Raw genomic sequence first — 20761 nt, 5'->3', positions numbered from 1 at the left:
CATTCCGAACCCGGAAGCTAAGCCTCATAGCGCCGATGGTACTGCAGGGGGGACCCTGTGGGAGAGTAGGACGCCGCCGAACTTCTTTTAGGGAATAACCCCCGCACCTTTTGGTGCGGGGGTTTTCTGCGTTCCGGGTGTCCGGTGTTTCTACAGGCGGCCGCCGGCCTTGAGGGACAGGTATGCGTCCGCCAGTGCAGGGGCCAGAGCCTCCGGGGCGGCGTCCACCACCGTGACGCCGCGATGCGCGAGTTGTTCCGCGGTGCGGTGCCGTTCTGACTGTGCCTGGGCGGCAGCTGCCGCGTCGTAGACGGCTTCTGTCGTTCCGCGGGCGGTCGCCATCTGCTGTACGTGAGGGTCCGCCACCGAGGCGACCACGACTTTGTGGCGCTTGGTGAGGCGAGACAGCACGGGAAGCAGCCCTTCCTCGACCGGGGCCCGGTCCAGGCTGGTGAGCAGCACGATCAACGCGCTGCGGGGAGCCGTGCGCAGAGCCGTCGACGTCAGGCCGTGAGCGTCGGTCTCGATGAGTTCGGGCTCCAGCGTGGCCAGCGCGTTGACCAGGGAAGGCAGGACATCGCCCGCCGACCGGCCCTGGACGAGGGCCCGTACCCGACGGTCGTAGGCCAAGAGGTCGACCCGGTCGCCGGCCCGGGAGGCGAGGGCGGCCAGGAGCAGGGCCGCGTCCATGGAGGCGTCGAGGCGTGGGGCGTCACCCACCCGGCCGGCTGAGGTGCGGCCGGTGTCGAGGACCAGGAGGATGTGCCGGTCGCGCTCCGGGCGCCAGGTGCGGACCGCGACGGTGGACCGGCGTGCTGTGGCTCGCCAGTCGATGGAGCGGGTCTCGTCCCCGGGAACGTAGTCGCGCAGGCTGTCGAATTCGGTGCCTTGGCCTCGGGTCAGCACGCTGGTGCGGCCGTCGAGCTCGCGCAGGCGCGCCAGCTTGGCGGGCAGGTGCTTCCGGCTGGCGAATGGGGGCAGGGCGCGTACGGTCCAGGGCACCCGGTGGCTGCCCTGCCGGGCGAAGAGGCCCAGGGGGCCGTACGAGCGGATGGTCACCCGGTCGGCCTGGTGGTCGCCGCGCCGGGTGGGGCGCAGGCGCGTGGTGAGGCGACGTCGTTCGCCGGCCGGGATCGTCAGGCGGTGGCGGGGCTCGATGGCCCCGGCCGACGTGGTGGCCCCGGCCGGGGGCTGCTGGCTGCTCGGGGGCCAGGCGTCGCGGATGACGGCGCGCAGGGGGCGGCCGGAGGGGTTCGTGACCGTGAGGTCCACGGCGGCGGTTTCCCCGAGGCGTACGGAGGTGTCGCCGGAGCGCGTCAGACCGAGGCGGCGTACGGGTGCGGCCAGGGCGACATCGCAGGCGCAGGCCAGCGCCAGGGGCGTGTTGACGGCGAGGATGCCTGTCCAGCCCGGTTCCCAGATGCCCACGGGAAGGCTGCCGAGAGCCGCGAGGAGGACGGCACGTCCGGTGAGGGCCATCAGCGGGGGACCGGAACCTGGGCGAGGATCGCGTTGATGACGGAGTCGGCGGTGACGCCCTCCATCTCGGCTTCCGGGCGGAGCTGCACGCGGTGGCGGAGGGTGGGCAGGGCCAGGGCTTTGACGTCGTCGGGGATGACGTAGTCGCGGCCGGTGAGCCAGGCCCAGGCGCGGGCGGTGGAGAGCAGTGCCGTGGCGCCGCGGGGCGAGACACCGAGGGTGAGGGACGGCGAGTCGCGGGTGGCGCGGCAGACGTCCACCACGTAGGCGGTGATCTCGGGGGAGACGGAGGTCTTCGCGACCGAGGTGCGGGCGGCTTCCAGGTCGGCGGGGCCCGCGACGGGGCGTACGCCGGCGGCGCGCAGGTCTCGTGGGTTGAAGCCATCGGCGTGGCGGGTGAGGACGTCGATCTCGTCCTGGCGGGAGGGCAGCGGGACCGTCAGCTTGAGCAGGAATCGGTCCAGCTGGGCCTCGGGGAGAGGGTATGTGCCCTCGTACTCGACCGGGTTCTGGGTCGCCGCCACGAGGAAGGGCTCGGGGAGTGGACGTGCGGTGCCGTCGACCGTGACCTGGCGTTCCTCCATCGCTTCGAGGAGCGAGGACTGGGTCTTGGGGGGCGTGCGGTTGATCTCGTCGGCCAGGAGGAGGTGGGTGAAGACGGGGCCCGGCTGGAAGGAGAACTCGGTGGTGCGGGCGTCGTAGACGAGGGAGCCCGTGACGTCGCTCGGCATCAGGTCCGGGGTGAACTGGACGCGCTTGGTGTCCAGTTCGAGGCTTGCTGCGAGGGCGCGGACCAGCAGCGTTTTGGCCACTCCGGGGACGCCTTCCAGCAGGACGTGACCGCGGCAGAGCAGTGCGACGACGAGGCCGGTGACGGCCGGGTCCTGGCCGACCACGGCTTTGGAGATCTCGGCGCGCAGGGCTTCGAGGGAAGCGCGGGCGCGGTCGGGGTCCGTGGTGGGCCCGTTGTCAGTGGTCGGGTCCATCATGAATGGCGTACCTCACTTTCGAGGGCGTCGAGTCGGTCGGCGAGGGCGATGAGTGCTGCGTCGTTGCCCGGGGGCGCCCCGAAGAGGAGGAGATGCAGGTCTTGACCGGGGGAGCGAAGGTGCGAGGACAGAGCTGGGACCAGGGTTTCGGGCGCGTGGGCCTGTGCGGGCGGTACGCCGACGAGAGGTGCGAGGCGGCTGCGGGAGGCGGTGCGCAGGGCGTCGGCCGCGCGGTCGCGGGCGTCCGCTCGGCGATACAGGCGGGCGCGGCCCTCGACCGTCTCTGAGGCGCGGATGACCACGGGGAGGCGTTCGGGGACGAGGGGGCCGAGGCGCCGGGCCCGCCACAGGGCGGCGAGGGCGGCGGCGATGGCGAGCTGCAGAGCGGCCCATCGCCAGCCCGCTGGGATCAGGTCGAAGAAGCTCCGGCGCTCGGTCTCCGTGGCCGCCCGGTCATCGGAGAGCGAGGGGAGGTACCAGACCAGCGTGGGCCGGGAGCCCAGGAGTTGCAGGGCGAGTGAGGCGTTGCCCCGCTCGTCGAGGCGGCTGTTGAAGAGTATGTCGGGCGAGCCGAGGACCACGGTGTCGCCCTGACTGCGGGGGGCGGGGAGATGCAGGAGGCTGGGCAGGCCGTCGCTGGGGTAGCAGGCCTCGGCGTCGGGGGCGAGTGTGTCGTACCGGATGCCGCCCGTGTCGGCGGTGCCCGCGCGGCGGGCCGCCGGCAGGGAGCAGGCGGGGGCCAGGGCCGAATCGGTGCTGGGGGTGGTGTCGGCGGTGACACCGGGGGCCAGGGTGCCGATCGAGCGGGGGCCCGGTGCGATCAGGACGGTACGTCCGGCGGAGTTCTCGGTGGCCGCGTGGAGCCGGGTCCTCTGCCGTTCCGTGAGCAGGTCGGGGTTGGCCACGAGGAGTGTGGTCTCGGGGCCGGCCGCGGACCGGGCCTCCTCGGTGGTGGTGACCACACGGGTGGAGACGCCGTTCCGGCCGAGGATTTCGGCGACGGCCCGGCTGCCGTGGGGCTCGGCGGAGCGGGGGTCGAGGCGGCCGTGCTGGCCGCCGGAGCGGACCACGGCGATGGCCACGCCCGCGGCCAGGAGGAGCACCAGGGCGAGGACGATGCCGCGCGAGCGTGTCCAGAGCCGGCGTGGGGTGGGCGCGAGCGAGGTCTCGCCGTGCGGTGGACCGGCCGTGGCCGAGGGGGCGTCGGGCGGGGGTTCGGGGGAGGGGGACGGCTCGGCGGAGCGAGGCATCTCGGTGGGGTGCGGGGAGCCGGTCATTCGGCCGCCCCCTGGGAGCTGCTGCTCGATGTGGTGCGGGCGGTGCTGGTCAGCGTCGGTCTGGTGCGTTCCAGGTCGTCGTCGAGCCCGGTCAAGCGGCGGTACGCGGGCTCGTCGGTGGTGCGTCCGCCGTACGTCACGTCGTCGAACTCCCGTGCCGCCTCGCGGAGTCGCACGGCGTGGGCGGGCAGGGTGCGGCCTGCTTCGGCGGCGGCCTCGTCGGCGGTGCGACCGGGGCGGGGGTCGAGGAGCGCGCGTTCCTCCAGGGCACGGACGAGGGCGCGCATGCGCTCCTGGACGGCTTGGTCCCAGTGGGCCGCGGCGGCGTGTGCCTCGGCGGCGGTGCGGTGTTCGGCGGCACTGCGGGGGCGGTCGTCGAAGAGGGCGGGTGCGGAGGAGGGGACGCGCCGGGGGGTGCCGAGGCGCCACCAGAGGGCCGCGGCCAGGAGCGCCACGGCCAGGACGATGACGAGAAGCCCGATCCCGCCGCCCGGGGTGGCTCCCGCGGCGGCGGAGAACAGGTCGTCGATCCACTCCCAGAAGCGGTTCAGGGCGCGCTGGAGCAGGCTGGGATCGTTCTCGTGGTACGCCGGTCTGGACAGCTCGCGCTCGGCCGCTTCCCGCGCGGGGGCGCGCGGGATCGTCACCGGTGGTTCGTCGCCGGAGCGCGGCAGGAGCGGTGCGGTCCCCCACCGTATGAGCACTGCCCCCGCCGCGGTCACCGCATCAGCTCCCGGGGGTGCCGGGCGGGTTGGCCGACCGGTCGGGGAGGCCGGCCGCGCGGGCGAGTTCGAGGTCGAGTGCCTCGCGGCGGATCCGCTGGTCGATGTAGAGGAGCACGGTGACCCCGGCCGTGATGGGGAACGTCAGCATGGAGCCGATCACCGAGCCGACGCCGCTCACGATGAGGAAGGTCCAGCCCAGGTCACCGGTGTTGTTGAGGAAGCCCGTGACGCCGTCGCCGCTGAGGGCGCCGGCGATGAAGGTGAACGGTATGACGATGATCGACGCCACGATGTTCGCGATGATGGCGGCGAGCAGCTGGATGCCGAAGACCCGCCACCAGGAGCCGCGGACCAGTTTGACCGAGCGGGCCATGGACTTCTTCACGCCCTGCTTCTCCAGCATGAGCGCGGGAGAGGCGAGCGAGAAGCGGAGCACGGTCCAGACGGCGAAGACGGTCGCGGCGAACCCGCCGAGGACGGCGAGGCTCGCGCCGGCCTCGGTGGAGCCGGCCAGGGCGATGAGGACGCCGGGCAGGACGCCGACGGCGACGATGGCCGTGCCGATGAGCGGGATGAGCAGTGTGAGGCCGACCAGCTTGGCCAGTCGGGGGCGCGAGTCCTGCCAGGCCTCGGTGGTGGTCACCGACTTTCCGAGCACCGCACGGCTGGTGACCATCGTGAGCAGGGCCGTCGCGACGATGGTGCCGAGCAGGGTGATCACGAGGACCACGCCGGAGCTCAGCAAGGTGTCGCCCATGGCGCGGGTGAGCTCGCCGAGGGTGGCGCTCGGGTCGTTGAGGGCCTCGGTGTCGGCGGCGTCGTTGAGGACGAGTCCCTGGAGCAGGACGACGACGATCTCCGTGAGGACGGCGACGGTCAGCGAGATGCCGAGGACCGTGCGCCAGTGGGCGCGCATGGTGGACACCGCGCCGTCGAGGATCTCGCCGACGCCGAGCGGGCGGAGCGGGATGACGCCCGGCTTGGCCGCGGGCGGCGGGCCCTGCCAGGCGCCCCAGCCGGGGTAGCCGCCGGGGCCGCCCGGAGGCGGGCCGCCCCAGCCCCAGCCGCCGCCCTGGCCGGGCGGAGGGGGCGGGGGCGGCGGGGTCTGGCCCTGGCCCGGGTGCGGGCCGCTGGGCGGGGACCACTGGGCAGGCGGGGGCTGCTCCTTGGACCACTTCGGTGGACCGCTCGGTCCACCGGGGCCGGTGGGCTCGCCGGCGTCCGGCTTGCCGGAGTCCTGCCCGTCGTCGGAGGAGGGGGCGGATCCGGGCGAGGCCCAGCCCGGAGTGTCGTTCATCGTCGCTCCTTCACGGTGCCCGCCCGCGGGTGCGGCGGCTGGTTGCCAGCCATCGTGCCACGGGCCCTCGACGGGGTGACCGGGGGCCGGAGAGGCTGGATACCTTCAATTGTCCGTGGGGTAAGGGGCAGACTGGTCGGATGGCTGATCAGTACGCGCAATCCGGCGGGGACATACGGCCGACCGGCACCCCCGCGATCCCCGCGATCCGCTGGGACGAACCTCCCGAAGGCCCCGTCGTGGTCGTCCTCGACCAGACCCGGCTGCCGGGCGAGGAGATCGAGAGGGTGTGCACGGACGCGCCTGCCCTGGTGGAGGCGATCAGGACGCTCGCGGTGCGCGGTGCGCCGCTGCTGGGCATCGCGGGGGCGTACGGCGTCGCGCTCGCCGCGGCCCGCGGGTTCGACGTGGACGAGGCGGCGGACTCCCTCGCGGGAGCGCGGCCCACCGCGGTCAACCTCGCCTACGGCGCGCGCCGGGCCCAGGCGGCCTACCGCACGGCGCTGACGGGCGGCGCCGACCACGCGGCGGCGGCGCGGGCCACGCTCCGGGCGGCGCGGGCGCTGCACTCCGAGGACGCGAGGGCCAGCGAGAGGATGGCGGAACACGGCCTGGCGCTGCTCGACGAGCTGATGCCGGGCGGCGGTCACCGCGTCCTGACGCACTGCAACACGGGGGCGCTGGTGTCCGGCGGGGAGGGCACGGCGTTCGCGGTGGCGCTCAAGGCGCACCGGGCGGGGCGGCTGCGCAGGCTCTGGGTGGACGAGACGCGGCCGCTGCTCCAGGGGGCGCGGCTCACGGCGTACGAGGCGGCGCGGAGCGGTATGGCGTACACGCTGCTCACGGACAACGCGGCGGGGTCGCTGTTCGCCGCCGGCGAGGTGGACGCGGTGCTGATCGGTGCCGACCGCATCGCGGCGGACGGTTCGGTGGCGAACAAGGTGGGCAGCTATCCGCTCGCCGTGCTCGCGCGGTACCACCGGGTGCCGTTCATCGTCGTGGCCCCGGTGACGACCGTGGACCTGGGCACGCCCAACGGGGCGTCCATCGAGGTGGAGCAGCGGGCGGGCCATGAGGTGACGGAGGCCGTGGTGCCTTTCGCGCCGGCGTTCGGGCGGGACGCGGGGAGTGGCCTGCCGGTGGCGCCGCTGGGGACGCAGGCGTACAACCCCGCGTTCGACGTGACGCCGCCCGAGCTGGTGACGGCGATCGTGACGGAGGAGGGGGTGCTTTCGCCGGTGACGGTGGACGGCCTCGCGGAGGTCTGCGCGAGGTCGGGACAGGTGTCGATCGGTTAGCCGGGTTCGTCGCGGCGGCAGATCGCTGCGGCGGCGCGGGACATCTGCCGGGCGGACCGCTCTGACCTGTGGGCCGGTCTGTCTGGCGGGACTGCTGCGCCCGGCGGGCTGCTGTGCTCGGCGGGACCGCTGCGGGGGCGTGGGATCGCTGCCCGGTGGGTTGTTCAGCCCGGTGGGACGACTTCGCCCGGCGGGCTGCTCTGTACGGCGGACCGCTGGCCCTGGCCTGCGGCTCCGTTGCGGGGACGAGCGGTTGTGAGGTGCGGTTCCGCGCGTGGTGCGGGGCCGGTGGAGGATAGGGGCGGTGGCCGAGTGGCCACCGGTGAGGGGGGCGGGGCGCCCGGCCAGAGGGTCGTGGCGTCAGCTGAGAGCTGGGGGGCGACCGGGTCGACCGGGAGCCGGGATTGGCCCGGGGCCGGGTGCGGCCTTGAGCCAGGAACTGGCCCGGGGCCGTCGGGTCGGCTCTTGAGTCGGGGTCGGCCCGGAGTCGGGATCGGCCTGGAGCCGGATTGGTCGGCAGTCGGGATTGCCGGGGCTGGTCCCGGAGCCGGGATTGATCGGAGACCGGGCCGGGCCTTGAGCCGGGACTGGTCCGAGGCCGGGTTCGGCCTTGCATTGGGACTGGCCCGGAGCCGGGTTCGGGCTTGAGGCGGGGCTGGGGCGAGGCTGGGAGCGACTGGAGGCCGGGTCGGTCCCGAGTCGGGGTCGGCCGGGGGCCGGGATCGGCCAGTGGGCCGGGGCTGGCGGGATCGCGGCGGTCCTGCCCGGCCTTCGTCACCGGTCCGCGAGGGCCGTCGCGGCGGCTGTCGGGCGGGTCGGAGGCCGGCCGGGGGGCCGAGCGCTGTGGATCACCGCAGACAGTGATGGCCTGATACGACTATCGTCACAGGCCAGTGACCTCTCTCACCAGCAGCCCAGTCACTGTTACGAGAATGGGATGATGTCAGGCATGAAGGGACGAGTCCTTGTCGTCGACGACGACACCGCACTGGCCGAGATGCTCGGGATTGTGCTGCGTGGTGAAGGTTTTGAGCCGTCGTTCGTAGCTGATGGCGACAAGGCGCTGGCCGCTTTCCGGGAGGCGAAGCCTGATCTTGTGCTGCTCGACTTGATGCTGCCCGGACGGGACGGCATCGAGGTGTGCCGCCTGATCAGGGCGGAGTCGGGCGTACCGATCGTCATGCTCACGGCCAAGAGCGACACCGTGGACGTGGTGGTCGGTCTGGAGTCGGGGGCGGACGACTACATCGTCAAGCCGTTCAAGCCGAAGGAACTGGTGGCCCGGATCAGGGCGCGGCTGCGGAGGTCGGAGGAGCCCGCTCCGGAGCAGCTCGCCATAGGTGACCTGGTCATCGATGTGGCCGGGCACTCCGTGAAGCGGGAAGGGCAGTCGATCGCGCTCACGCCGTTGGAGTTCGACCTGCTCGTGGCGCTGGCGCGCAAGCCCTGGCAGGTGTTCACGCGCGAGGTGCTCCTTGAGCAGGTCTGGGGCTATCGGCACGCGGCGGACACCCGTCTGGTGAACGTGCACGTCCAGCGGCTGCGCTCCAAGGTTGAGCGGGACCCGGAGCGGCCCGAGATCGTGGTGACCGTCCGTGGCGTCGGTTACAAGGCCGGACCGAGCTGACATGTCGCGGGACAGTTCCACCTCGGCGCCCGGGGGTCCGGGGGCTCGTCCGGGGCGGACTGGCCCGGGGCGGCGGGCCTCCGGGTTCGGGCGGCTCGTCGACGGCGGACTGCTGCTCCAGGGCGGTGTGCAGGGCAGCCCGGTGCTGCGGCTCTTCGTACGCTGGGTGCGCCGCCCGCTGCTGCCTGCGGTGCGTCTCTGGCGGCGGAACATCCAGCTCAAGGTCGTCGTCACGACCCTGCTGATGTCGCTCGGCGTGGTCCTCATGCTGGGCTTCGCCGTCATGAGTTCGGTCAACAACGGCCTGCTCAAGGCCAAGGTGAAGGCGTCGCAGAGCCAGGCCGACGGTGGCTTCCGGGCCGCTCAGGACAGCGTCAACGCCGCGCGGCAGAGTACCGGGCAGGGACAGGACGGCAGCACCGTCGACGGGCGGAACGCCGCCGTGTGGATGTCCGACCTGGTCGAACAGCTCTCCAGCGGCGGGCAGAACGCGTTCGCCGTGGTGACGCTGACCTCCGCGAGTGATGTGGGAGTACGCGGCTCGCGGGCGTCGGGCGGCGTGGAGCCGATCCTCAGCGTGCCCGAGGAGCTGCGCAGCCGCGTCGACAAGGGCGCGGGCGTCTACCAGGCCAACACACGCATCGTGTTCGACGACGGTCGCGAGGCGCAGCCGGGCCTGGTGATCGGCAAGCGCCTCAATGATCTCCAGGGCGATCCGTACCAGCTCTACTACCTCTTCCCGCTGACGCAGGAGGAGGAGTCGCTCAACCTCGTCAGGACGACCCTCGCCACCGCGGGGCTCTTCGTCGTGGTGCTGCTGGGCGCCATCGCCTGGCTGGTGGTGCGCCAGGTGGTCACGCCCGTCCGGATGGCGGCGGGGATCGCCGAGCGGCTGTCCGCGGGGCGCCTGCAGGAGCGTATGAAGGTCACCGGTGAGGACGACATCGCGCGGCTCGGCGAGGCCTTCAACAAGATGGCGCAGAACCTGCAGCTGAAGATCCAGCAGCTGGAGGAGTTGTCGCGGATGCAGCGGCGGTTCGTCTCCGACGTCTCGCACGAGCTGCGCACGCCGTTGACGACCGTACGGATGGCGGCGGACGTCATCCATGAGGCGCGGGAGGACTTCGACCCGGTGACCGCGCGGTCGGCCGAGCTGCTCGCCGATCAGCTCGACCGGTTCGAGCTGCTGCTCGCCGACCTCCTGGAGATCAGCAGGTTCGACGCGGGGGCCGCCGCGCTGGAGGCGGACGCCATAGACCTGCGCGAGGTCGTGCGCAGGGTCGTCGGCGGCGCGGAGCCGCTCGCCGAGCGCAAGGGCACCCACATACGCGTGGTCGGTGACCAGCAGCCGGTGGTCGCCGAGGCCGACGCCCGTCGGGTGGAGCGCGTGCTGCGCAATCTCGTGGTCAACGCCGTGGAGCATGGCGAGGGCAAGGACGTCGTCGTACGGCTCGCCGCGGCGGGCGGCGCCGTCGCCGTCGCCGTGCGGGACTACGGAGTGGGGCTCAAGCCCGGCGAGGCCACCCGGGTCTTCAGCCGCTTCTGGCGGGCGGACCCGGCACGCGCGCGTACCACGGGTGGTACGGGGCTCGGCCTGTCCATCGCCCTGGAGGACGCCCGGCTGCACGGCGGGTGGCTCCAGGCGTGGGGCGAGCCGGGGGGCGGCTCGCAGTTCCGGCTCACCCTGCCGCGGACGGCGGACGAGCCGCTGCGGGGTTCGCCGATACCGCTGGAGCCCGAGGACTCGCGCCGCCGCCGCGGTCTCGACGAGGCGGGGCGGCCGCAGGAGGGCGCGGGCAAGCGGGCGACCGTTCCCGCGCAGGCGTCCGCGTCGCCCGAGAGGGTGTCGCCGCCGGTCCCGGCGAAGGGGCCGATACCGCCGCGCCTCGCGCGGGCCGCCGCCGTGGACCCGACGGCGCTGCCCGGCAGCGGCGCGCGGGTCGTGGCGCGCCGGGCACCCGACGGGGCCGCGCGCCCGGACGCGGAGTCCGCGGGTGGGGCGGGAAGCGACGACGGGGCCGGGTCCGGGGTGGTTCGGGGAGAGGAAAGCAGTCGTGGGCGCTGAGCGTACGGGGCGCGGCCCCGGTGGGGGACGTGGGCGTCCACTGCGTACGGGGCTGCTGCTCGGGAGTTGCGGGGCGCTCCTGGCGGGCTGCGCGTCGATGCCCGACAGCGGCAATCTGAAGCCGGTGGACGCCTCGCAGCGCCCGGACTCGCAGTCGCAGGTCAGGGTCTACGCGATACCGCCGCGTGAGGGCGCCCTGCCCGTGGAGATCGTGGAGGGCTTCCTTGAGGCGCTGACCAGTGATGATCCTCAGTTCACGATGGCGCGGAAGTATCTGACCAAGAGCGCGTCGCGGAAGTGGGACCCGGAGAGGTCCACGACGGTGCTCGCCGACGGCCCGAACACGAATGCGGGCAACGCGGGCAACGACGCCGACGGCAGCCGCCGGTTCTCGCTGACCGGGCGGCAGGTCGCGAAGGTGGACAGGCAGCACGCGTACCGCCCGGCGGCGGCCGCCTACAGCCAGTCCGTGCATCTCAGTCTGGTGGGCGGCCCGGGCCGCAAGGAGTGGCGCATCGACGAGCCGCCGCCCGGCGTGGTGCTCGGCGAGTCCGACTTCCAGCGCATCTACCGTTCCGTCAACAAGTACTACTACGCGGGGTCTCCGGGCGCGGGGCCCGACGGCCGTACGGGACTGGTCGCCGACCCCGTCTACATCCGGCAGCGGATCGATCCGCTGACCCAGACGGTCAAGCTGCTCCTGGCGGGTCCGACCAACTGGCTGGAGGAAGTGGCGGAATCGCGGTTCCGCAGCGGGACGCAGCTCAAGGACCCGGGCAAGTCGCTGACGCCCGACGACCAGAACCGGCTGACCGTACAGCTGAACAGCCGGTCGGACGGGGCGAGTCAGACGAGGTGCCGCGAGATGGCGGCGCAACTGCTGTACACGCTGGAGGACTTGTCGCCCTCCGGGGTCGAGCAGGTGACGTTGCAGCGTTCCAACGGTTCGATGCTCTGCGTGCTGAGCCAGGGCCACGCGGAGAGCGTCGCGGCGCACCGCAGCGGGGAGCGGCCCGCCTACCAGTACTTCGTCGACGAGAAGCACCGCCTGGTGCGGATGCCCGCCAACTCGGGGAGCACCGCCGATCCGACGCCGGTGAGCGGTGTGCTCGGCACCGGTGAGCAGCCGTTGCGCGCGGCGGCCGTCTCGCGGGACGAGAAGCGGGCGGCCGGGGTGTCGCTGGACGGGAAGTCGCTGTACACGGGGTCGTTGGGCTCGGGCGACACGCTCGGCAAGGCGCGGGTGCGCAGCCGGGCCAAGGCGGAGGAGGACCGTCTCTCCACGCCGAGCTGGGACGGCCACGGCGACCTGTGGGTGGCCGACCGCGACCCGAAGCGGCCGCGACTGCTCTGGCTCGGCGAGGGCGAGGGCGAGCCGGTGGAGGTCGAGGTCCCCGCGCTGGACGGGCGCGTGGAGGCGGTCCGGGTGTCGGCGGACGGCGTGCGGATCGCGCTGCTGGTGGAGAAGGACGGCAAGTCGTCCCTGTGGATCGGCCGCGTCGACCGGGGCGAGGGCGCGAAGCCGCGGATGTCCGTGCTCGACCCCACGCAGGCCGCACCGCAGATGGAGGAGGTCACCGCCATGTCATGGGCGGGCGGCAGCCGCCTCGTGGTGGTCGGCCGGGAGTCCGGCGGGGTCCAGCAGATGCGGTACGTCCAGTGCGACGGCTCGGTCCTGTCGGGCACCACGCTGCCGGGGCTGACGGGCGTGAAGGAGATCGCCGCGTCGGAGAGCGACCAGCAGCCGCTGGTGGCGCACTCCGACGACGGGATCGTCCGGCTCCCCGGGGGCTCGCAGTGGCAGACCGTGGTGAAGGAAGGCGCGGCGCCGGTCTACCCGGGGTGAGCCGGGCCGGCCACGTGGGCCGGAGCGGAGTTATCCACAGGGGTGGTGGCGGTGCCCGCGCATTGGCACAGTGGTGGCCATGCGGGGGTGGTGGCAGGACCTCACCGACCTGGTGCTGCCGGCCGAGTGCGAGGGCTGCGGGAGGCCCCGGGCGGCTCTGTGCGAGCAGTGCCGGGCGGGACTGTGCGGCAGGGCGCCACGGCGGGTGCGCCCCGATCCGGAGCCGCGGGGCCTGCCGGTCGTGCACGCGGCGGCGCCGTACGAGGACGCGGTGCGGGCCGTGCTGCTCGCGCACAAGGAGCGGGGGGCGCTGGGGCTCGTGGGGCCGCTGGGGGCTGCTCTCGCCGGAGCCGTGCGCGCCGGCCTGCGCGGCGAAACGCGGTATCCGGGTGATACGGGAGCGCCATCGTGGGTAGACGGCACATACGGCGGCTCACAGGGGCGCACGGTGCCGTTGACGCTCGTCCCCGTGCCGTCGGCGCGCGCCGCGGTCCGGGCGCGCGGGCACGACCCGGTGCGGCGGATCGCGTTCGCGGCGGCCGGGGAGCTGCGGCGGGCGGGTGTCCCGGCGCGGGTGCTCGCGGGTCTGCGTCAACGGCGCGCGGTGGCCGATCAGTCGGGGCTCGACTCCCGGCGGCGGCAGGCCAACCTCGCGGGCGCCCTGGAGGTGACCGCAGGGGGCGGGCGGGTGCTCGTCGGCGGCGGGCGGGTGGTGGTCGTGGACGACCTGATGACCACCGGCGCGTCACTGGCGGAAGCCGCACGCGCAATACGTGACATACACACGGAATGGAAGGCACGAACGGAGGCCTTGCGGGAACAGGGGAGTGGAGCCGCGAGAGGGTCGGAATTGGGCCGCGGAAACACGATCAGTGCCGCGGTCGTCGCCGCTTCTCCGGATTCTTTCGAAATAAACCGGAACTGATGGAGAACTTGCTTCGTTGCAGGTGATGAGAGGGTCGTCCCACCCGAATGGAGGTACGCGGCAGTAGAGGGTGACGACATCCCTCCGAGCGAGATATGTTCGGTTGTGAGGAAAGGCGAACGCCCGACCTCGCATATCGGATTGCCGGTCCGCGGGATTTTTCCGCAATCACCCGGGCCGGTGGGTGGAGATCTCGCCCATGGGGGAGGAGGAGGTGGAAGTCACCGAGTCCGAGCCCCCGGGAGACCACCGGGGTCTGGTGCAAAAGGGAGATGCTCCGCCGCCGAAGCGGAGCGATCCGGGAACGGAGTTCTGCGTGGACATCGTCGTCAAGGGCCGCAAGACCGAGGTACCCGAGCGGTTCCGCAAGCACGTGGCCGAGAAGCTGAAGCTGGACAAGATCCAGAGGCTCGACGGCAAGGTGATCCACCTCGACGTCGAGGTGTCCAAGGAAAACAATCCGCGTCAGGCCGACCGTTCCGACCGCGTGGAGATCACTCTCCGCGGGCGTGGGCCCGTGATCCGCGCGGAGGCTTCGGCGGCCGATCCGTACGCGGCACTCGACCTGGCGACGGCCAAGCTCGACGCCCGGCTGCGCAAGCAGCACGAGAAGCGCCACAACCGCCGGGGCACGGGCAGGCTCTCCGCCGCCGAGGTCGCCGAGCGGGTCCCCGACGCGGCGACTCTCAACGGAGACGGCACCGTCGTACGCGACGAAGAGCCGGACGGCGTCCCGGTCAAGAGGATCGGCCCCCTGGAGGTCCAGGGCGAAGGCCCCCTCGTGGTCCGCGAGAAGACGCACGTCGCGGCACCCATGACGCTCGACCAGGCGCTCTACGAGATGGAGCTGGTCGGGCACGACTTCTACCTGTTCGTCGACTCCGAGTCCAAGGAACCCAGCGTCGTCTACCGACGGCACGCCTATGACTACGGCGTGATCCGTCTCAACACCGACCCCATGGTCGCCAGGGCCGAGTCGGCCGGTGGCGGCGGAGCGCTCGGCGGCTGACCGCCGCCCCCGTGATCCGCTGACCGTGTGCCCCTGGAGCGCTTGTGCGCCCCCAGGGGCACCCTCGTGCGACCCGTGCGCGCACCGCATCGGCGCCAGGCATGAAATCATGACCCCGCCGGCCAACCGGTGTGCTGCCGCCTCGGGTTGGCGCAGCAGAGGCACAACAGGCCACGGCCTTCATGGGGGAGGAACGATGGCGGACAGCTTCGGACCGATGCATCGCGAAGGTGCCGACGACGGCACCGGCATCGGCACGGACGCGGACGCCCCGCGCAAGGAGCCGATCAGGGTCCTTGTCGTGGACGACCACGCGCTCTTCCGCCGTGGACTGGAGATCGTCCTCGCCGCAGAGGAGGACATCCAGGTCATCGGTGAGGCGGGCGACGGCGCGGAGGCGGTGGACAAGGCCGCCGATCTGCTGCCCGACATCGTGCTCATGGACGTGCGCATGCCGAAGCGCGGCGGCATCGAGGCGTGCACCTCGATCAAGGAGGTCGCACCCAGCGCCAAGATCATCATGCTGACGATCAGCGACGAGGAGGCCGACCTCTACGACGCGATCAAGGCGGGCGCCACGGGCTACCTCCTCAAGGAGATCTCCACGGACGAGGTGGCCACCGCGATCCGCGCGGTGGCCGACGGGCAGTCCCAGATCAGCCCCTCGATGGCGTCGAAGCTGCTCACCGAGTTCAAGTCGATGATCCAGCGCACCGACGAGCGCCGCCTCGTACCGGCCCCCCGGCTGACCGACCGCGAGCTGGAAGTGCTCAAGCTCGTCGCCACCGGGATGAACAACCGCGACATCGCCAAAGAGCTGTTCATCTCCGAGAACACCGTGAAGAACCACGTGCGCAACATCCTGGAGAAGCTTCAGCTGCACTCCAGGATGGAGGCCGTCGTCTACGCGATGCGGGAGAAGATCCTCGAGATCAGATGAGGCCCGGCCGTGGGGACCCGGCGGCAGCGGGGCGTCAGCCGAGGGCCCGCACCAGGCCGGACGCCAGCTCCGGGCGGTTCACCCGCTCCACCCGTACGGAATCGCAGCCGACCCACGAAGCCGCCTCCAGGAGAGCCTGCGCCATCGGCTCGACCGCCTTCGGGGTGTCGAGGGAGACCTGCTTGGCCACCAGCGTGCTCCCCTCGCGCGCCGGGTCGACCCGGCCGAGGAGCCTGCCGCCCGCGAGCAGCGGCATCGCGAAATAGCCGTGTATCCGCTTCGGCTTGGGCACGTACGCCTCCAGGCGGTGCGTGAAACCGAAGATCCGCTCCGTGCGCGCCCGCTCCCAGACCAGGGAGTCGAAGGGCGAGAGCAGCGTCGTGCGGTGCCGGCCGCGCGGCGTCGTCTCCAGCGCCTTCGGATCGGCCCACGCGGGCTTGTCCCAGCCCTGGACCGTCACCGGCACCAGACCCGAGTCCGCGACCACCAGGTCGAACTGCTCGCCCTTGAGGCGGTGGTAGTCCGCGATGTCCGCGCGCGTGCCCACGCCCAGCGACTCACCGGCCAGGCGCACCAGGCGGCGCAGGCACTCCACGTCGCTCAGGTCGTCGTGCAGCAGCGCCTGCGGGATCGCGCGCTCCGCCAGGTCGTACACCCGCTTCCAGGAGCGGCGCTCGGTGCACACCACCTCGCCGTACATCAGCGCGCGCTCCACGGCGATCTTCGACTCGGACCAGTCCCACCACTCGCCCTTGTTCTTCGCGCCGCCCAACTCCGTGGCCGTGAGCGGGCCTTCCGTGCGCAGCTGCTTGACGACCTGGTCATACGCCCCGTCGGGCAGGTCGTGGTGCCATTGCGGGCGGGCGCGGTAGGCGCGGCGGCGGAACGCGAAGTGCGGCCACTCCTCGATGGGCAGGATGCACGCGGCGTGCGACCAGTACTCGAAGGCGCCGGGGCCGGCCGGCGTCTTCGCCGTCCAGTACGCCGCCTCGACGGTGTCGCGGCCGACCGCGCCCAGCCGTGCGTACGGAATGAGTTCGTGCGAGCGGGCGAGGACCGAGATCGTGTCGAGCTGGACCGCGCCGAGATGCCGCAGCACGCCCCGCACACCGGCCCTGCGGTCCGGAGCGCCGAGGAATCCCTGGGCGCGCAGGGCGATGCGGCGGGCTTCGTCGGCGGAGAGTTCGATGGCGGGGCGCGGCAGGCTCGTCATGGTCGAAACCATAGGCCGCGGCACTGACAACCGGCCCCGGATTTCCGGGTGACGAAGCTTGCGGACGTCGGAGAAGGCGGCGTCAGGACCTCGCGGGCAGGTACGGGTGCCGTGAGGGCATGCCGAGGTCCGAGGGGAGCAGGGCGCCGATCCAGCCGTCACGGAGCGTGCCCTTGTTGAGCAGGCCCGCGCGGAGCACTCCCTCGACGGTGAAGCCCGCCTTCTCGGCGACCGCGCGGGAACCGGTGTTGCCCACCTCGGCGCGCCACTCCAGGCGCGGGCAGCCCAGGTCGGTGAAGGCCCAGCGGGCGAGGCCGAGCACCGTCTCCGTCATGTAGCCGCGGCCGCGGTGCTCCTTGGCCGTCCAGTAGCCGACCTCCCATGCGCCCGAGCGCGGGTGGTGGAGGCTGGCGGCGGAGATCAGGGGCCCGCCCTCGCGGGGCCGCGCGGAGAAGGTGTACTCCGAGTCGTCCCGCCACCCCGCGGGCACCACGGCGCGTATGAAGTTCTCGGCGTCCACGCGCGCGTACGGCGAGGGAATCGAGGTCCAGCGCTGGATGTCCGGGTCCTGGCACGCCGCGAAGACCTCGTCGATGTCGGCGGGCGCGAAGACGCGCAGGCACAGGCGTTCGGTGGTGAGTGTGACGGGCTCCATCAAGCGATGGTGCAGGGGCGCTCTCCCGGGGGCCAGCCTTTTTACCGGCTCACGGCGGGCGCGCGATCACGGCGCTGACCGCGCCCGCCCGCACTGACCCCGCCCGCCCGCGCCGCCCGCGCTCACAGCGCCCGCCCGCGCAGGCCGCCGCGATCCGGCGCCCGCCGACATCCCCCCGGGGCGTCCCTCCCCCGGCGACCACCCGCGCGCCCGCTCGCCGTGATCCCCCACTCCCCGCGCGAGGCAGCTCGCGGGCCCGACCCGGCACCTTCCGCCCTCCTCGTCCGTTGACCTGAGGGCAGACCTCCCGGCGCAGCCGGGTCCTCGCATACGATGGCCGTTGCCCGACGAGTAAAACCCGACCATGCCAGGCCCGACCGGCAAGGAGACCAACCCCCGTGTCCGTCCTCTCGAAGATCATGCGTGCAGGCGAAGGCAAGATCCTGCGCAAGCTGCACCGCATCGCGGACCAGGTCAACTCCATCGAAGAGGACTTCGTCAGCCTCTCCGACGCCGAGCTGCGCGCACTGACCCAGGAGTACAAGGAGCGGTACGCCGACGGCGAGAGCCTCGACGACCTCCTGCCCGAGGCCTTCGCGACCGTCCGCGAGGCCGCCAAGCGCGTCCTGGGCCAGCGCCACTACGACGTCCAGATGATGGGCGGCGCCGCGCTGCACATGGGTTATGTGGCCGAGATGAAGACCGGTGAGGGCAAGACCCTCGTCGGCACACTCCCCGCGTATCTGAACGCCCTGTCCGGCAAGGGCGTCCACCTCATCACGGTGAACGACTACCTCGCCGAGCGCGACTCCGAGATGATGGGCCGCGTCCACAAGTTCCTGGGCCTGACCGTCGGCTGCATCCTGGCCAACATGACGCCGGCCCAGCGCCGCGAGCAGTACAACTGCGACATCACGTACGGCACGAACAACGAGTTCGGCTTCGACTACCTGCGCGACAACATGGCGTGGTCGAAGGACGAGCTGGTGCAGCGCGGCCACAACTTCGCGATCGTCGACGAGGTCGACTCGATCCTCGTCGACGAGGCCCGTACGCCGCTGATCATCTCCGGCCCCGCCGACCAGGCCACCAAGTGGTACGGCGACTTCGCCAAGCTGGTCACCCGCCTCACCAAGGGCGAGCCGGGCAACCAGCTCAAGGGCATCGAGGAGACCGGCGACTACGAGGTCGACGAGAAGAAGCGCACCGTCGCCATCCACGAGTCCGGCGTGGGCAAGGTCGAGGACTGGCTCGGCATCGACAATCTCTACGAGTCGGTGAACACGCCCCTGGTCGGCTATCTGAACAACGCCATCAAGGCCAAGGAACTCTTCAAGAAGGACAAGGACTACGTCGTCATCGACGGCGAAGTCATGATCGTCGACGAGCACACCGGCCGAATCCTCGCCGGCCGCCGCTACAACGAGGGCATGCACCAGGCGATCGAGGCGAAGGAAGGGGTGGACATCAAGGACGAGAACCAGACGCTCGCCACCATCACCCTTCAGAACTTCTTCCGCCTCTACAAGCGCGACGGCTACGACAGCGGCCTCTCCGGCATGACCGGTACGGCCATGACCGAGGCCGCCGAGTTCCACCAGATCTACAAGCTGGGCGTCGTGCCGATCCCGACGAACCGGCCGATGGTCCGCGCCGACCAGTCCGACCTGATCTACCGCACCGAGGTCGCGAAGTTCGCGGCCGTCGTCGACGACATCGCCGAGAAGCACGAGAAGGGCCAGCCGATCCTGGTCGGCACGACCTCCGTGGAGAAGTCGGAGTACCTCTCCCAGCAGCTCTCCAAGCGCGGCGTCCAGCACGAGGTGCTCAACGCCAAGCAGCACGACCGCGAGGCGACCATCGTCGCCCAGGCCGGCCGCAAGGGCGCCGTCACCGTCGCCACGAACATGGCCGGACGAGGCACCGACATCAAGCTCGGCGGCAACCCCGACGACCTCGCGGAGGCGGAGCTGCGCCAGCGCGGCCTCGACCCCGTCGAGCACGTCGAGGAGTGGGCGGCGGCGCTGCCGGCCGCCCTTGAGAAGGCCGAGCGGGCCGTCAAGGCCGAGTTCGAAGAGGTCAAGGAGCTCGGCGGGCTCTACGTCCTCGGTACCGAGCGGCACGAGTCGCGCCGCATCGACAACCAGCTCCGCGGCCGTTCCGGCCGTCAGGGCGACCCGGGCGAGTCCCGGTTCTACCTCTCGCTGGGCGATGACCTGATGCGTCTGTTCAAGGCGCAGATGGTCGAGCGCGTGATGTCCATGGCGAACGTGCCGGACGACGTGCCGATCGAGAACAAGATGGTCACGCGCGCGATCGCCTCCGCGCAGTCGCAGGTCGAGCAGCAGAACTTCGAGACGCGAAAGAACGTCCTGAAGTACGACGAGGTCCTCAACCGCCAGCGCGAGGTCATCTACGGCGAGCGCCGCCGCGTCCTGGAGGGCGAGGACCTGCAGGAGCAGATCGCGCACTTCATGGACGACACCATCGACGCGTACATCGCGGCGGAGAGCGCCGAGGGCTTCGCCGAGGAGTGGGACCTCGACCGGCTGTGGGGCGCCTTCAAGCAGCTCTACCCCGTCGCGGTCACCATCGAGGAGCTGGAGGACGCGGCGGGCGACCGCGCGGGTCTGACCGCCGAGTTCATCTCGGAGTCCATCAGGGACGACATCCACCGGCAGTACGCGGCGCGTGAGGAGCAGCTCGGCTCCGACATCATGCGTGAGCTGGAGCGGCGCGTCGTCCTCTCGGTGCTCGACCGCAAGTGGCGCGAGCACCTCTACGAGATGGACTACCTCCAGGAGGGCATCGGCCTCCGCGCCATGGCGCAGAAGGACCCGCTGGTCGAGTACCAGCGCGAGGGCTTCGACATGTTCAACGCCATGATGGACGGCATCAAGGAGGAGTCCGTCGGCTATCTGTTCAACCTGGAGGTCCAGGTCGAGCAGCAGGTCGAGGAGGTCCCGGTCGAGGACGCGGCGTCCGCCACGTCGCTCTCCAAGGACGGCGTGCAGGACGCGATTCCCGCCGGGGCGCGCCCCGAGATCCGCGCCAAGGGCCTTGAGGCCCCGCAGCGGCCGGACCGCCTGCACTTCCAGGCTCCGAACGCCGAGGGCGGCGTCGACGAGGGCGACTTCCCCACGGACGGCGCGGGTGTGCGCTCGGAGTCGGACGGGCTGACCCGTGCCGAGCGGCGCAAGGCCCAGAAGGGCGGGCGTCGGCGCAAGAAGTAGCGCCGCTGCCGGAAGGTGTGCGAGAGGGGCCGGAAGTACTGCTTCCGGCCCCTCTCGCGTGTTCGCTGCGGGTTCTGCCGGGGCCGGGGCTCGGGTCTGCCGGTCAGGGCTCGGGGTTGCCGGGTCTTGGGTTGGGCGCGGGCCGGAGTCCTAGCCCCAGCTCTGGCCCCAGCCCCAGCCCCA

At 72.0% G+C, this 20761-nt stretch carries 15 protein-coding genes and 1 rRNA gene; 9 read left to right on the top strand and 7 right to left on the bottom strand.

What is annotated here, in order from left to right; translation table 11 throughout:
* Positions 1-82: ribosomal RNA gene (rrf, locus tag AB0I16_RS22070) — 5S ribosomal RNA — on the top strand; the annotation flags it as partial.
* Between the two features lie 68 nt (positions 83-150).
* Here the strand turns inward: rrf and AB0I16_RS22065 are convergent.
* The 5 genes from AB0I16_RS22065 to AB0I16_RS22045 are packed head-to-tail and all read right to left on the bottom strand — an operon-like array spanning position 151 to position 5767.
* Positions 151-1479 carry a DUF58 domain-containing protein gene (locus tag AB0I16_RS22065; protein WP_363251160.1) on the bottom strand — a complete coding sequence of 443 codons (1329 nt, stop codon included), beginning with the start codon at positions 1477-1479 and terminating at the stop codon, positions 151-153.
* Complete coding sequence (locus AB0I16_RS22060) at positions 1479-2465, bottom strand: MoxR family ATPase (RefSeq protein WP_363251159.1); 987 nt, start codon at positions 2463-2465, stop codon at positions 1479-1481. Before AB0I16_RS22060 ends, AB0I16_RS22065 begins: the two co-directional genes overlap by 1 nt.
* Positions 2465-3745: a DUF4350 domain-containing protein gene (locus AB0I16_RS22055; RefSeq protein WP_363251158.1), complete on the bottom strand. Its 1281-nt coding sequence runs from the start codon at positions 3743-3745 to the stop codon at positions 2465-2467. The genes AB0I16_RS22060 and AB0I16_RS22055 overlap by 1 nt, the downstream gene beginning before the upstream one ends.
* The gene (locus AB0I16_RS22050) at positions 3742-4449 is read right to left on the bottom strand and encodes a DUF4129 domain-containing protein (RefSeq protein WP_363251168.1); all 708 of its coding nucleotides are present in this window, start codon (positions 4447-4449) and stop codon (positions 3742-3744) included. The genes AB0I16_RS22055 and AB0I16_RS22050 overlap by 4 nt, the downstream gene beginning before the upstream one ends.
* 22 nt (positions 4450-4471) lie before the next feature.
* Positions 4472-5767 (bottom strand): hypothetical protein, encoded by a 1296-nt coding sequence (locus AB0I16_RS22045; RefSeq protein WP_363251157.1) that lies wholly within the window; start codon positions 5765-5767, stop codon positions 4472-4474.
* 140 nt (positions 5768-5907) lie between these two features.
* Between AB0I16_RS22045 and mtnA the strand changes: the two genes are divergently transcribed.
* From mtnA to AB0I16_RS22010, 7 genes are all read left to right on the top strand, one after another.
* Positions 5908-7065, top strand: a complete 1158-nt coding sequence (gene mtnA / locus AB0I16_RS22040; protein ID WP_363251156.1) for an S-methyl-5-thioribose-1-phosphate isomerase — start codon at positions 5908-5910, stop codon at positions 7063-7065.
* A 937-nt stretch (positions 7066-8002) separates the two neighbouring features.
* Positions 8003-8692, top strand: coding sequence for a two-component system response regulator MtrA (gene mtrA, locus AB0I16_RS22035; protein WP_198502768.1), 690 nt, complete (start codon positions 8003-8005; stop codon positions 8690-8692).
* A 1-nt stretch (position 8693) separates the two neighbouring features.
* Positions 8694-10757: an MtrAB system histidine kinase MtrB gene (gene mtrB / locus AB0I16_RS22030; RefSeq protein ID WP_363251155.1), complete on the top strand. Its 2064-nt coding sequence runs from the start codon at positions 8694-8696 to the stop codon at positions 10755-10757.
* A gap of 97 nt (positions 10758-10854) precedes the next feature.
* On the top strand, positions 10855-12603 hold the full coding sequence (locus AB0I16_RS22025; RefSeq protein ID WP_363251167.1) for an LpqB family beta-propeller domain-containing protein: 1749 nt from the start codon (positions 10855-10857) through the stop codon (positions 12601-12603).
* A gap of 79 nt (positions 12604-12682) precedes the next feature.
* Positions 12683-13528 carry a ComF family protein gene (locus AB0I16_RS22020; RefSeq protein ID WP_363251154.1) on the top strand — a complete coding sequence of 282 codons (846 nt, stop codon included), beginning with the start codon at positions 12683-12685 and terminating at the stop codon, positions 13526-13528.
* 259 nt (positions 13529-13787) lie between these two features.
* Positions 13788-14537 carry a ribosome-associated translation inhibitor RaiA gene (gene raiA, locus AB0I16_RS22015; RefSeq protein ID WP_363251166.1) on the top strand — a complete coding sequence of 250 codons (750 nt, stop codon included), beginning with the start codon at positions 13788-13790 and terminating at the stop codon, positions 14535-14537.
* Between the two features lie 196 nt (positions 14538-14733).
* Positions 14734-15477, top strand: coding sequence for a response regulator transcription factor (locus tag AB0I16_RS22010; RefSeq protein WP_363251153.1), 744 nt, complete (start codon positions 14734-14736; stop codon positions 15475-15477).
* A gap of 34 nt (positions 15478-15511) precedes the next feature.
* Here AB0I16_RS22010 and AB0I16_RS22005 read toward each other — a convergent pair whose 3' ends face one another.
* Together AB0I16_RS22005 and AB0I16_RS22000 are read right to left on the bottom strand one after the other, a co-directional pair.
* Positions 15512-16690, bottom strand: a complete 1179-nt coding sequence (locus AB0I16_RS22005; protein ID WP_363251151.1) for a crosslink repair DNA glycosylase YcaQ family protein — start codon at positions 16688-16690, stop codon at positions 15512-15514.
* 82 nt (positions 16691-16772) lie between these two features.
* Positions 16773-17345 (bottom strand): GNAT family N-acetyltransferase, encoded by a 573-nt coding sequence (locus tag AB0I16_RS22000; protein ID WP_363251150.1) that lies wholly within the window; start codon positions 17343-17345, stop codon positions 16773-16775.
* A 398-nt stretch (positions 17346-17743) separates the two neighbouring features.
* Between AB0I16_RS22000 and secA the strand changes: the two genes are divergently transcribed.
* Positions 17744-20578: a preprotein translocase subunit SecA gene (secA, locus tag AB0I16_RS21995; RefSeq protein ID WP_363251149.1), complete on the top strand. Its 2835-nt coding sequence runs from the start codon at positions 17744-17746 to the stop codon at positions 20576-20578.
* Positions 20579-20761: the final 183 nt, after the last annotated feature.

The organism is Streptomyces sp. NPDC050703, assembly GCF_040654435.1.
Taxonomy (GTDB): domain Bacteria; phylum Actinomycetota; class Actinomycetes; order Streptomycetales; family Streptomycetaceae; genus Streptomyces.
Note: the sequence above shows the minus strand (reverse complement) of the source record. Positions and strands in the feature narration are given on the sequence as shown.